Origin of the sequence: Spirillospora sp. NPDC029432, from assembly GCF_040703975.1 — a bacterium.
Taxonomy (GTDB): domain Bacteria; phylum Actinomycetota; class Actinomycetes; order Streptosporangiales; family Streptosporangiaceae; genus Spirillospora.
In genome coordinates this window covers 17083-29558 of sequence record NZ_JBEZWH010000023.1, presented here as the reverse complement: position 1 = coordinate 29558, position 12476 = coordinate 17083, and the positions used below count along the sequence as shown (strand labels likewise).

The window sequence follows — 12476 nt, the reverse complement described above, 5'->3', positions numbered from 1 at the left end:
GTCAGTTCTCCCGGGTCTCGGTGAGCTCGAGGAAGGCGTCGTCGAGCGTGGCGTCGGTGACGCGGAGCTGGTGGGCGGTGATCTGGTGGCGGGCGAGGAGGGAGATGACGGCGTTGACGGTCGCGTCCGTCCCGTGGATGGTGAGCCGCTCGTCCCGCCGCTCGAACGTGTGGGCCTCGGGGAGTGCGGCCAGCTCCGCGTCGTCCAGCGGCCGGGACGGCGCGAACGAGATCACCGTGCCGCCGGCGCTGTGCCGGACGAGCCCGGCGGGGGTGTCGAGCGCGGCGACCCGGCCCTCCTTGATCACGGCGAGCCGGTCGCAGAGGTACTGGGCCTCTTCCATGAAATGGGTGACCAGCAGGACGGTGACGCCGGAGTCGCGGACCTCCCGGATCAGCTTCCAGGTGTCGCGGCGGGCGCGCGGGTCGAGGCCGGTGGTCAGCTCGTCCAGCACGACGACGCGGGGGGCGCCGATGAGGGCGAGCGCGATGAAGAGGCGCTGCTTCTGGCCGCCGGACAGGTTGCCGAAGCGGGTGGCGAGCTTCTCCTGGAGGCCGAGGCGCCCGGCGAGCTCGCGCCAGTCGGCGGGGGCCGGGTAGAAGGCGCTGTAGAGCTCCAGGGCCTCCCGCACGGTCAGCTTCTCCTGGAGTTCGCTCTCCTGGAGCTGGACGCCGAGGAGCCGGGTGACCTTCTCGCGGTCGGCGCGCGGGTCGAGCCCGGCGACGCGGACGGTCCCCGCGTCCGGGACGCGCAGCCCCTCGACGCACTCGACGGTCGTGGTCTTCCCCGCCCCGTTCGGGCCGAGGATCCCGAAGATCTCCCCCTCCTCGACGGCGAACGAGACGTCGTCCACCACGGGACGGCCCCCGTAGGCCTTGCGCAGGCCCTGCACTTCGATGATCGGCATGCTTCGAGGATCGCGCCGGGGGACGTTCCGCCACATCGCCCGGCGCGCTCGTCCCGGCATCATCCGATCGGTTGACGCCTCCGTACGACCATGGCCGCGCCGCCGACCGCGAGGGGGATCAGCAGGTACGCGCCGCACGACAGCAGCACCGCTGCGGTGAACGCGGTGGCGGTACGGGCGACGGCCGGGCGGGGCAGCAGCCGTACGGCGGCGGCGACGCCCACGACGGTGACGGCGGCCAGGCACGCGGCGGTCGCGCGCATCAGGGCGTCCAGGCCGAGGCCGAAGGGGAGGGTGGCGGCCCAGAGCGCGGCGGTGAGCGCGGCGAGCAGCAGCAGGCTCCGGCGGACGGTCGCGAACCGGGCGGGCAGCGAGCCGTCGCGGGCCATCGCGGCGCCGAGCCGGGAGCCGCCCGCGATGTAGGTGTTGATCGCGACGAAGCTGAGCACCAGCGCGGCGGCGGCGGTGGCCGCGCGGGCGGCGGGGCCGATGCCCGCCTCCATGAGGAGGGCGAGCGGTACGGGTGATGTGGCGGCGCGGTCACCGAGGACTCCCGTGACGGTGACGGCCAGCGCGAGGTAGAGCGTTCCGACGATCGCCAGCGTGAGCGCGGTCGCCTTGGGCAGCATGCGGCGCGGGTCGGCGAACTCGGCCGACAGGTGGCTGGCCGCCTCCCACCCGGCGAACGCGAAGAACAGCACGCCCGCCGCGTCCGCGACACCGAGCGCGCCGTGCGGCGCGAACGGGGTGAAGTTGCCGGGGTCGGCGTGCGGCGCGGCGGCGGTGATCGCGGTGACCAGCAGGACGGCCAGGCCGCCCACCAGGACGAGCTGGATCCCGCCCGAGAGGCGCAGCCCGTGGTGGTTGGCGGCGAAACCGCCGGCCAGCAGCGCGAACGCGATGGCGGCGGCGCCGTACCGGCCGAGGCCCAGCGCGGCGGCCACGTACTCGCCGCCGATCAGCGCCCCGGCGAGCACGCCCAGCGGTACGGCCGCGTAGAACCACCAGCCGACCGCCGCCGAGACGCGGGGGCCGAACGCGCGCGCCGCGAACGTGGCGACGCCGCCGCCGTCGGGAAAGCGGGCGCCGAGGGCGGCGAACGTGAGCGCCACCGGGACGCTGAGGGCCAGCAGCCCGGCCCACGCCAGGATCGAGGCGGGGCCGGCGGCCGCGGCGGCGAGATGGGGGAGAGCGAGCACGCCCGGCCCGAGCACCGCGCCGGTGAACAGCGCGGTCCCCTGGCCGAGGCCGAGACGGTGTCGCGGGTGTTCCGGGTGTTCTGGGGTCACGCCTGGAACGTACGCATCCGGTCGATCCGTCCCGATCCAGATCGACCGTTCGATCGGAATCGCACCGATAATCCGTTCATGGACGAACTAGATACGGAGATCGTGCGGCTTCTCCAAACGGATGCCCGGCAGTCCAACCGGGAGCTGGCCCGGCGGCTGGGCGTGGCACCGTCCACCTGCCTGGAACGGGTCCGGGCGCTGACCCGGCGCGGCGTGATCCGCGGCTACCACGCCGACATCAACCTCGCCGACCTGAACCGGGGCGTGCAGGCGCTGGTGTCGGTGCAGATCAGGCCGCTGAGCCGGACGGTGATCAACACGTTCAAGGACGATGTGTCCACGATGCCGGAGGTGATCAGCGTGTTCGTGGTGGCGGGCGGCGACGACCTCGTGCTGCACGTGGCCGTACCGGATCTCGACCAGCTGCACGCGTTCCTGCTCGACCGGCTCAGCAAGCGCAAGGAGATCGCCGGCTTCCGCACCTCGGTGATCTTCCAGCATGTCTACAACACCGTCCTGACCCGGCTGGAGACCTGAGGCCGTCAAGGCCGTTGAGCGGTCACCGTCATCTCCTCCGGGGCCTCGGCGGGGGTCTCCGCGGGCGCGGTGCGGGAGCGGAGGCCCGTGGCGGTGATGGCGGCGGCCAGAACGGCGGCGGTGAGGGGGACGAGGAGGGCCGTCCGGATGGCGTCGTAGCCGGACCCGGCGGCGACGCTCACGGCGGTCACGGCGGAGATGCCGAAGGCGGCGCCGAACTGGAACGACGTGTTGAGCAGGCCGCCCGCCAGTCCCTGCTCGCGGGCCTCGACGCCGTCGGTGGCGGCGATGGTGACCGGGCCGTACGCCAGCGCGAACGAGAGGCCGATCAGCAGCATGGTCGGGAGCATCGCCGCGTAGACGGTGTCCGGGCCGACCGGGAGGAAGAGCGCGTAACCGGCGGCGGCCATGGCGAAGCCGCCGAGGATCACCTTCGCCACCCCGTACCGCCGGACCAGCCGCGGGGTGATCGTCGGCGCGAGGACCACGTCGATGCCCAGGAGCAGCAGGGCCAGCCCGGTCTCGACGGTCGTCCAGCCGCGCAGTTCCTGGAGGTAGAGGGTGGCCAGGAACTGGAAGCCGAAGAAGGCGCCGGTCAGCAGGAGGGCGCCGATGTTCGCGCGGACGAGGCCGCCGGAACGCAGGATCCCCAGCCGGACGAGCGGCGCCGCCGCCCTGCGCTCGATGGCGGTGAACGCGGCGAGCAGGGCGAGGCCCCCGGCGAACACGGCCGCCGTCAGGAGGGGGTCGCGGGTGGGGTGCTCCAGCCGTACGACGCCGTACACCAGGAGGAGCATCGCGCCGGTGACGCTCGCCGCGCCGGCCAGGTCGAACCTCCGTACGGTACGGGCCGGCGTCCCGGTGTCCTCCAGCAGCAGCGCGGCGGCGATCAGGATGACCAGCGCCAGCGCGACCGGGGCGAAGAACACCCAGCGCCAGTCGATCGCGGTCAGCAGCCCGCCGATGACCAGGCCGAGCGAGAAGCCGCCCGCGCCGGTGGCCCCGTAGATGATCAGGGCGCGCTCGCGCTGCGGTCCCGCCGCGAACCCGGTCGTGATCAGGGAGAGGCCCGCCGGGGTCATGAACGCGGCGGCGACACCGGTGACGAACCGGGCGATCAGCAGCGTCCAGCCCTCCGTGGCGAAGCCGCCCAGGCCGGAGAAGACGAGGAAGACCGACAGCCAGAGCAGGAACATGCGGCGCCGTCCCAGCAGGTCGGCGGCGCGCCCGCCGAGCAGCATGAAGCCGCCGTAGCCGAGGACGTACGCGCTCACCACGCCGCTGAGCATCCCGGTGGAGAGGTCGAGGTCGGCGCGGATGGACGGCAGCGCCACGTTCAGCATGGCGATGTCGATGCCCTCAAGGAAGATCGCGCCGCAGAGTACGAGGAGCACTCCCCAGGTGCGTCCGTCCATGCGGGCCGGGGGTCTGGACATGGGACGACTCCAAAGGTTTCGGATGGGCCTGTCGGTTACTTCTTGTAACCGACAGCATCATGCGGCACCATTGGTGGCCATGGAAGACGGGACTTTTTCGTCACCCGGTTACTGCGCGGATACCGGCCCCGGGGCCTTCGACGTCAAGAACTGGGACGCCCGGGAGGACTGCGAGGTCCGGCAGATCCTCGACCGGATCGCCGACAAGTGGTCGCTGCTGGTCATCGCGCTGCTGGACGAGCGCAGCATGCGCTTCACGGAGCTGCGCCGGGAGATCGACGGGATCTCCCAGCGCATGCTCGCCCGCACGCTGCGCCATCTGGAGCGCGACGGGCTGGTGAAGCGGACCGTCCATCCGGTGGTGCCGCCGCGGGTGGACTACGAGCTCACGCCGCTCGGCGCGAGCCTGCACTCCACGATCAAGGCCCTGGTGTCCTGGACGGAGGAGCACCAGAGCCAGATCGCGGCGGCCCGTACCGCCTACGACGCGGCCGCCTCGGCCGGCACCGCCGCCGCCGACGCCGGCGCGGACTCGGGCTCCGTGCGGGCGGGCTGATCGCGGCGCGGCAGCAGCAGCGCGGGGATCAGCGACAGCGCCATCAGCGCGACCGCCCACACGTACGTGCTCTGGAACGCGTCCGCCAGCCCCGGCGCGACCGCGGCGCGGGCGTCCGCGGCGAGCCCGTGCAGCGCCTGGATGCCGCCCTCCCCCGCGAGCGGGACGCGCGCGGCCATCGCGCCCGACAGCAGCACCGACGCGATCGCCATGCCCACCGCGCCCAGCGTGGTGTTGATCAGATTGAGGGTGGTGCTGGCGGCCGGCGCCTGCTCCTTGCTCATCCGCCGGGTGGCGGCGGTCATCAGCGGCATCATCGTCGAGCCGCCGCCGGCGCCCATCATCATCAGCGCGGCGGCCAGCGCCCAGTACGAGACGTCCGCGCTGAGCTGGTACGCGAACAGCCCGAACCCGGCGACGCCCAGCGCGATGCTCACCGGGATCGTCCGCCCCGGCGACAGCTTGTCGGCCAGCCGGCCGGCGAACTGCATGGACGTCCCGGACGCCAGCGCCATCGGGACGCCGAGCAGCCCCGCCATCGTCGCGCTCTCCCCCCGGACGACCTGGAAGTACAGCGGGAGCAGCAGCATCGAGCCGAAGTAGCCGGTCACGAACAGCGCCATCGTGGCGGTCGCGGTGGCGAACGAGCGGTCCCGGAACGGCTTCAGGTCCAGCAGCGGGTCCTCGGCGGTCAGCGCCCGCACCACGAACGCGGCGATCAGCACGGCGCCCGCGGCCAGCGGCAGCAGCACGGCCGGCTCGGTGAACGAGCCGCGCTCGCCGCCGGAGGTCACGCCGTAGATCAGGGCGGCCAGGCCGGGCGACAGCATCAGCATGCCCGGGACGTCCAGCCGCCTGACGCTCCGCTCGCCGTCGGCGGGGAAGATCCGCGAGGCCAGCAGCACGACCAGCGCGCCGACGGGCAGGTTGACGAAGAACATCCACCGCCATGAGACCTCGTCGATCAGCCAGCCGCCCAGCACGGGCCCGGCCAGCGGCCCGACCAGGATCGCCAGCCCGAGCGTGCTCATCAGCCGGCCCAGCCGCTCCGGGTCGGCGGCCCGGATCAGTATCGTCATCCCGACCGGCATGATCATTCCGCCGGCCAGCCCCTGCAGCACCCGGAACGCGATCAGCGACTCGATGTTCCATGCCAGCCCCGCCAGCAGCGAGCCGCCCGCGAACAGCGCGATCGCGGACAGGTAGAGCCGCTTGGCGCCGAAGCGCCCGATCGCCCACGCCGACACGGGCACGACCGCGCCGAGCGCCAGCGAGTATCCGGTGGCGACCCACTGGATGGTCGCGAGCGGCGCGTCGAAGTCGGCGGCCAGGCTCGCGAGGGCGACGTTCACCACCGTCATGTCGAGCGTGGCCATGATCGACCCCAGCACCAGCACCAGGGCGATCGTCATGGCGCTTCTGCCGGGCGGGGTCGTGCTCTCCTGATCCGTCATCGTCCTCATCCCTTCAAGCACTGCGTGGTCAGGCGCTGTACGGGCGCGCCGCGCGCGCGTCGCGCAGCGCGTGCGCCCACCAGGCGAGCTGGTCGAGCATGGTCTTGGCGGCGGTGTTGGCGGCGTCGGGCGCCTGGTGCCGGCCGTCGGCGTCGAACTGGCCCCACGGGTTGTGGAAGCTGACGGTGTCGCGGACGGTCACCGCGTGCAGCTCGGCGAAGACCGGCCGGAGGTGCTCCACGGCGCGCTGCCCGCCGGCCATCCCGCCGTACGACACGAACGCGACGGGCTTGGCCTGCCACTGCGTGAAGTGCGCGTCGATGAAGTTCTTCAGCGTCCCGGGGAAGCTGTGGTTGTACTCGGGCGTGATGATGACGAAGGCGTCCGCGCGCTCCAGCTTCGCGGTCGCCTCGGCGTCGCCGTCCGGCCCCAGGTCGGCGGCCACCGCCACCCCGCCCAGGTCGATCACGTCGGGGCGCACGCCCTCGTGCCGTTCCACCTGCTCGACGAACCAGTCGGCCACCGTCAGCCCGAACCGGCCGTTCCGGTTGCTCCCGATGATGATCGCCACGTGCAGCCTGTCGTTCATTTCCCTGCGTCCTCCCGTCGATCCGATGCCGACAACGCTAGAAATCCCGCGTGCGGCGGGAATCCGTCACGTGACCGGGGTCGATGACCGGCTGATGACCAGGGTGAAACCTCAACAAAGGTTGATGTCAAGCGGATCGTCGCCGCGGGATCCGGCGGCGGGGCGCGGGAACATCACGGGGCCCGGCGTGGTTACATGTGATGGCCGGTGTGCCTGGAGTCCCCGGGCCTCACCTATCGCCTTCGCGGAATACCGTCCGGCTGGAGCCGCGTTGTGCATTTCGCCGAGAGGCGACCCGCACACCGGCTTCGACCACGGCCCCGCCGGGCCGCAAGACCCGGCGGGGCCTGGTCGTCCCGGGCGGTGGCAGACTGCCCGACATGAGTCTCGCGGCGCATCTCGAGGAACTCGGCCGGCCGCTGGTCGAGGAGCAGCTGAAGCACCCCACCGTGGCGGGGATCGCCCGCGGCGACCTGGACGAGGCGGTGTTCCGCTCCTGGCTGGAGCAGGACTACCTCTACCTGCTGGACTACGTGCGGGTCTTCTCCCGGCTGGCCTGGCAGGCGCCGGACGGGCACCTCGGCGACCTCGTCGATCTCGCGCATTCGACGTTCCACGAGGAGATGGCGCTGCACCGGACGCTGTCGGCGGAGTTCGGCGCCGACCTCGACGGGGCCGTGAAGGGGCCCGCGTGCGTCGCGTACACCGGGTTCCTGCTGGACGCGGCCGCCTCGTACGGCGAGGGCCTGGCCGCGCTCTACCCCTGCATGTGGGGCTACTCCACGCTCGGCGCGCGGCTCGCCGAGAACCCGCCGGACGAGCCGCGCTACCGCGCGTGGGTGGACACCTACGCCGATCCCGGCTTCGCCGCGCTCACCCGCCGCATCGCCGAGATGATCGACGAGGCGGCGCCGGACCGGGCCGCGGCGGAACGGTACTTCATGGAGGGCATGCGGCACGAGCTGGCCTTCTGGGACGTTCCGGCCTGACGCGGGAACGCGGCCTCACCGGGCGGCCTGGAGAGCGGGGTAGTCGGTGTAGCCCTCGGCGCCGCCGCCGTACACCAGGTGCCCGGCGTACGGCGCCAGCGGCGCGCCGGTGGCGAAGCGGGCGGGCAGGTCGGGATTGGCGATGAACAGCCGGCCGAACGAGAAGAGGTCGGCCAGCCCCGCGTTCAGGACCTGCTCGCCGGCCTCCCGCGTGGTGGGCTCGGGCCCGTTGAAGTTGGCGACCAGGGTGCCGGGCCACAGCGGGCGCAGGTCCGCCAGCGCCTCGTACGCGCCGCGCTCGATCACGTGCAGGTACGCCAGGCCGAGCGGCGCGAGGGCCCGTACGAGCGCGCGGTACGTGGTCGCGGGATCGGACTCGGCGATCTCGTTCTCCGGGTTGCCGGGGGAGATCCGCAGGCCCACCCGCCCGGCGCCGACCGCCGCGACGACGGCCTCCACCACCTCGATCGCGAAGCGTGTCGGCTCGCCGAACCGGTCGGTCCGCCGGTTGGTGCCGTCGGCGAGGAACTGCTGGATCAGGTAGCCGTTCGCGCCGTGCACCTCCACCCCGTCGAACCCGGCGCGGATCGCGTTCCGCGCGGCGGCGGCGAACGCGTCGATCGTCTCCTCGGCCTCGGCGGTCGTCAGCGCGCGGGGCGTGACGTGGTCGAGCAGGCCGTCCCGGGTGAAGATCCGCTCGCCGGTGATCCGTACCGGTGAGGGGGCGACCGGCCGCTCCCCGCCCAGCGTGACCGGGTGCGTCATCCGTCCGACGTGCCAGAGCTGGGCGAAGATCCGCCCGCCGGCGGCGTGCACGGCTCCGGTGATCCCGCGCCAGCCTTCGACCTGGTCGTCGCCGGTCAGGCCGGGGATGCCGGGGCCGCCCTTGCCGAGCGGCGCCGGGAAGATCCCCTCGCTGACGATCAGCCCCGCCCCGGCGCGCTGGGCGTAGTAGTCGCGGGCCAGCGGGTTCGGCACGGCGGTCGCGTCGTCGGCCCTGCCGCGCGTCATCGGGGCCATCACGATCCGGTTGGGCAGGTCCAGGTGGTCGCTTTCGTAGGGCTTTAGCAGGTCGTTCGCCATGGTGGTGCCTTTCAAGCCAGGAGGGACGGGTCAGCGGGCGCTGGGGGCGAGGGCGGTGGCCTCCACCTCGATCTGCCAGTCGGGCTGCGCGAGACCGGCGACCTCCAGGAGCGTGTCGGCCGGGTAGGGCTCGCCGAGGAACTCCCCGCGCAGCTTGATCACGCCGTCGAGGTTCGCGGCCATGTCGGTGACGAAGATGCCGATCTTGACGACGTCCTCCAGTCCGGCGCCGGCCGCGGCCAGCACGCGCCGCACGTTCTCGAACGCCCGCCGCCCCTGCTCCAGGAAGTCGCCGGACACGGTGCGGCCCCGCTCGTCGATCCCGGCCTGGCCGGAGACGTGGATCAGGCCGTTCGCCTCGATCGCCTGGGAGATGAGGTACGGCTCGTACCAGTCGGGGGTGGTCGCGACGCGCCGCATGGGTGCCTCCAGAGTTAGATGCATGTACCTGCATTACTTGCTTGTGCATGCATAGATTGGCACTGCATATACTCGCTGTCAACGGAAGGGTGCGAACAATGGCGACGGACGCGGAGATCTGGGGACAGATCGTGACGCTGCACGGGCGCGTGCTGCACGAGCTCGCGAGGGTCATGCAGCGGCGGCACGGCGTCGGCCTGTCGGAGTACTGGGCGCTGTGCCGGCTGGCGGAGGCCGCGGACGGCGAGCTGCGGATGCAGGAGCTCGCCGACCTGATCGGCCTCAACCAGAGCTCGGTCAGCCGCCTGGTGGCCCGCCTTGAGGGAGACGGCCTCTCCGAGCGCACCCACTGCCCCAAGGACCGCCGCGGCGTCTACACCGTGATCACCGACGAGGGCCGGGCCGTACTGGAGAAGGCGCGCCCTACGTACGAGGCCACCCTCACCCAAGCCCTCGACGCTGCCGCGGGCGACGACCGCCTCGGCCCCCTCGTCGCCTCCCTCCGCGGCTGACCCGCCGCCGCGGCCCTGTTTCCCGGAACTTCACCCATTGTGAGGAATCGGATACGGCCGGATGGATAGAGTCCCTCCGTGGAAACGAGGCGGACACGACTGGTGTGGCCGGTGGTCCTGGCCGCGCTGATGCTGCTGGCCGGATTCGCCGGTACGACCCGTACGCCCGAGTCCGTCCTGCGATCCGTGAGCGGATTGGACCACGACCGCGCCGACCACCGGAACGGCGCCCCGGACCGCGGGTCCCGGCCAGGCTGACCGTCAGCGCGTCCAGGCCGGGCCGTACTCCACGTGGTGCTCCCCGTCAGGAACAGCGTCTCGTTCACGCGGAACGGCGCCCCGCGCTGAGTGCGGGGCGCCGTTCGCGGGCGGGCGGATCAGCGGGTCGCGGCGACCGGCTGCTCGGTCTTCGCCTGAGCCGGCGCCGCGCCCGTGGCGCCGGGCCGGGTGAGCGGCTTGAAGCCGCGCAGCCGCAGGCTGTTGCTGACCACGAAGACCGAGGAGAAGGCCATCGCCCCGCCGGCGATCATCGGGTTGAGCAGGCCGGCGGCGGCCAGCGGCAGGGCGCCCACGTTGTAGGCGAACGCCCAGAACAGGTTGCCCTTGATCGTGCGGAGCGTCCGCCGGGACAGCCGGATCGCGTCCGCCGCGGCCCGCAGGTCGCCGCTGACCAGGGTCAGGTCCGAGGCCTCGATGGCGGCGTCGGTGCCGGTGCCCATCGCCAGGCCCAGATCGGCCTGGGCGAGCGCGGCCGCGTCGTTGACGCCGTCGCCGACCATCGCGACCGTACGGCCCTCGTCCTGCAGCCGCTTGACCACGTCGACCTTGTCGGCCGGCAGGACCTCGGCGATGACCTCGTCGATCCCGACCGATTCGGCGACGGTGCGGGCGACCGCCTCGTTGTCGCCGGTGAGCAGGACCGGCCGCAGCCCCAGCGCGCGGAGCCGTTCGATCGCCTCGGCGGACGTCGGCTTGACCTGGTCGGCGACCGTGATCACGGCCTGCGCCCGGCCGTCGATCCCCACCGCGACCGCGGTGTGGCCGAGCGCCTGCGCGTCGGTCATCGCCTTCTCCAGCTCGGGCGTCAGATGCTGCGACCACTCGGCCAGCAGCCGGGGGCGGCCGACGAGGACGCCCTTGCCGTCCACGAGGCCCTGGACGCCCAGGCCCTCGACGTTCGCGAAGTCCTCGACGGTGCCGAGCTCGCCGGCGCGCTCGGCGGCGCCGGCCGCGATGGCCTGCGCGATCGGGTGCTCGGAGGCGTTCTCCAGCGCGCCCGCCAGCCGCAGCACCTCGCCGGCGTCGGCGTCCTCGGCGGTGACGACGTCGACCAGGGCCATCCGGCCGGTGGTGACGGTGCCGGTCTTGTCCAGGACGACGGTGTCGATCGTCCGGGTGGACTCCAGGACCTCCGGGCCCTTGATCAGGATGCCGAGCTGGGCACCGCGGCCCGTACCGACCATGAGGGCGGTCGGGGTGGCCAGGCCCAGCGCGCACGGGCAGGCGATGATCAGTACGGCGACGGCGGCGGTGAACGCGGCGGCCAGGCCGGCGCCCGAGCCGATCCAGAAGCCCAGCGTGGCGATCGCGATCGCGATCACGATCGGCACGAAGATCCCGGAGATCCGGTCGGCGAGCCGCTGCACCTGCGCCTTGCCGGTCTGGGCCTCCTCGACCAGGCGGGCCATCTGCGCCAGCTTGGTGTCGGAGCCGACGCGGGTGGCGCGGACGAGCAGCCGGCCGCCCGCGTTGACGGTGGCGCCGGTGACCGCGTCGCCGGGGGCGACCTCCACCGGGACGGACTCGCCGGTCAGCAGGGAGGCGTCCACGGCGGACGAGCCCTCCTCGACGACCCCGTCGGTCGCGATCTTCTCGCCGGGCCGGACGACGAACACGTCGTCCACGGCCAGCCGGTCGACCGGGATGCGCTCCTCGCGGCCGTTCCGGACGACCGAGACCTCCTTGGCGCCCAGCTCCAGCAGCGCCGTCAGCGCGGCCCCGGCGCGCCGCTTGGAGCGCGCCTCGAAGTAGCGACCGGCCAGGATGAACGCGATGACCCCGGCCGCGGCCTCCAGGTAGATGTTCATCGACCCGTCGGTACGGGTCATGGAGAACTCGAACCCGTGCTTCATGCCCGGCTCGCCGGCCGTGCCGAGGAACAGCGCCCACAGCGACCAGCCGAACGCGGCCAGCGTGCCCACCGACACCAGCGTGTCCATGGTCGCGGCGCCGTGCCGCAGGTTCGTCCAGGCGGCCTTGTGGAACGGCCAGCCGGCGTACACGACCACCGGCGCCGCCAGCGTCAGCGACAGCCACTGCCAGTACTCGAACTGCCAGGCCGGCACCATCGCCATCGCGATCACCGGCACCGCCAGGACGACCGCCGTCCACAGCCGCTGCCGCAGCGGCGCCAGCCCGTCGTCCGCCTCGCCTTCCGCGGCGGTCTCCGCCTGCGGGGGCGCGGGCGGCTCGGCGGTGTAGCCGGCCTTCTCCACCTGCGCGATCAGGTCCTCCGGGGTGACCCCCTCGGGGTATTCGACCTGCGCCTTCTCGGTGGCATAGTTGACCGTCGCGGTGACGCCCTCGAGCTTGTTCAGCCGCTTCTCGACGCGTGCCGCGCACGAGGCGCAGGTCATCCCGCCGATCGCCAGCTCGATCCGCCCGGACGTAGCGCCCGTGCCCATCGCGTCCTCCTCCGTCATCG

The 12476-nt window shown here is 72.7% G+C and carries 13 protein-coding genes; 5 read left to right on the top strand and 8 right to left on the bottom strand.

Translation table 11 applies throughout. From position 1 onward, the window contains the following. Nucleotide 1 precedes the first annotated feature (1 nt). Together AB0881_RS19830 and AB0881_RS19825 are read right to left on the bottom strand one after the other, a co-directional pair. Nucleotides 2–907: an ABC transporter ATP-binding protein gene (locus AB0881_RS19830; protein ID WP_366618510.1), complete on the bottom strand. Its 906-nt coding sequence runs from the start codon at nt 905–907 to the stop codon at nt 2–4. Nucleotides 908–966: 59 nt separating this feature from the next. Next, on the bottom strand, nt 967–2196 hold the full coding sequence (locus tag AB0881_RS19825) for an amino acid permease (protein ID WP_366618508.1): 1230 nt from the start codon (nt 2194–2196) through the stop codon (nt 967–969). A gap of 78 nt (nt 2197–2274) precedes the next feature. On the opposite strand from AB0881_RS19825, the gene AB0881_RS19820 reads away from it, so the two are divergent. Beyond that, nucleotides 2275–2733: an Lrp/AsnC family transcriptional regulator gene (locus AB0881_RS19820; protein WP_366618506.1), complete on the top strand. Its 459-nt coding sequence runs from the start codon at nt 2275–2277 to the stop codon at nt 2731–2733. 5 nt (nt 2734–2738) lie between these two features. Here the strand turns inward: AB0881_RS19820 and AB0881_RS19815 are convergent, their stop codons facing one another. Continuing rightward, nucleotides 2739–4169, bottom strand: coding sequence for an MFS transporter (locus tag AB0881_RS19815; RefSeq protein ID WP_366618504.1), 1431 nt, complete (start codon nt 4167–4169; stop codon nt 2739–2741). 79 nt (nt 4170–4248) lie between these two features. Between AB0881_RS19815 and AB0881_RS19810 the strand changes: the two genes are divergently transcribed. After that, nucleotides 4249–4725 (top strand): helix-turn-helix domain-containing protein, encoded by a 477-nt coding sequence (locus tag AB0881_RS19810; RefSeq protein ID WP_366618502.1) that lies wholly within the window; start codon nt 4249–4251, stop codon nt 4723–4725. Here the strand turns inward: AB0881_RS19810 and AB0881_RS19805 are convergent. Together AB0881_RS19805 and AB0881_RS19800 are read right to left on the bottom strand one after the other, a co-directional pair. Further along, on the bottom strand, nt 4650–6179 hold the full coding sequence (locus AB0881_RS19805; protein ID WP_366618500.1) for a DHA2 family efflux MFS transporter permease subunit: 1530 nt from the start codon (nt 6177–6179) through the stop codon (nt 4650–4652). The genes AB0881_RS19810 and AB0881_RS19805 overlap by 76 nt on opposite strands. Nucleotides 6180–6207: 28 nt before the next feature. After that, nucleotides 6208–6768 (bottom strand): NAD(P)H-dependent oxidoreductase, encoded by a 561-nt coding sequence (locus AB0881_RS19800; protein WP_366618498.1) that lies wholly within the window; start codon nt 6766–6768, stop codon nt 6208–6210. Between the two features lie 380 nt (nt 6769–7148). Between AB0881_RS19800 and AB0881_RS19795 the strand changes: the two genes are divergently transcribed. Further along, a complete protein-coding gene (locus AB0881_RS19795; protein WP_366618496.1) occupies nt 7149–7757 on the top strand; it encodes a transcriptional regulator in 609 nt (202 codons plus the stop codon). A gap of 15 nt (nt 7758–7772) precedes the next feature. Here the strand turns inward: AB0881_RS19795 and AB0881_RS19790 are convergent, their stop codons facing one another. Both AB0881_RS19790 and AB0881_RS19785 read right to left on the bottom strand, forming a co-directional pair. Next, entirely contained in the window at nt 7773–8840 is a 1068-nt protein-coding gene (locus tag AB0881_RS19790) for an alkene reductase (protein ID WP_366618494.1), read from the bottom strand. Nucleotides 8841–8870: 30 nt separating this feature from the next. Further along, nucleotides 8871–9260, bottom strand: coding sequence for a RidA family protein (locus tag AB0881_RS19785; RefSeq protein ID WP_366618492.1), 390 nt, complete (start codon nt 9258–9260; stop codon nt 8871–8873). 98 nt (nt 9261–9358) lie between these two features. On the opposite strand from AB0881_RS19785, the gene AB0881_RS19780 reads away from it, so the two are divergent. Next, entirely contained in the window at nt 9359–9772 is a 414-nt protein-coding gene (locus AB0881_RS19780) for a MarR family transcriptional regulator (protein WP_366618491.1), read from the top strand. Nucleotides 9773–9850: 78 nt separating this feature from the next. Next, nucleotides 9851–10030, top strand: coding sequence for a hypothetical protein (locus tag AB0881_RS19775; protein ID WP_366618489.1), 180 nt, complete (start codon nt 9851–9853; stop codon nt 10028–10030). A gap of 119 nt (nt 10031–10149) precedes the next feature. Here the strand turns inward: AB0881_RS19775 and AB0881_RS19770 are convergent, their stop codons facing one another. Beyond that, nucleotides 10150–12456: a heavy metal translocating P-type ATPase gene (locus AB0881_RS19770; protein ID WP_366618487.1), complete on the bottom strand. Its 2307-nt coding sequence runs from the start codon at nt 12454–12456 to the stop codon at nt 10150–10152. Between the last annotated feature and the right edge of the window lie 20 nt (nt 12457–12476).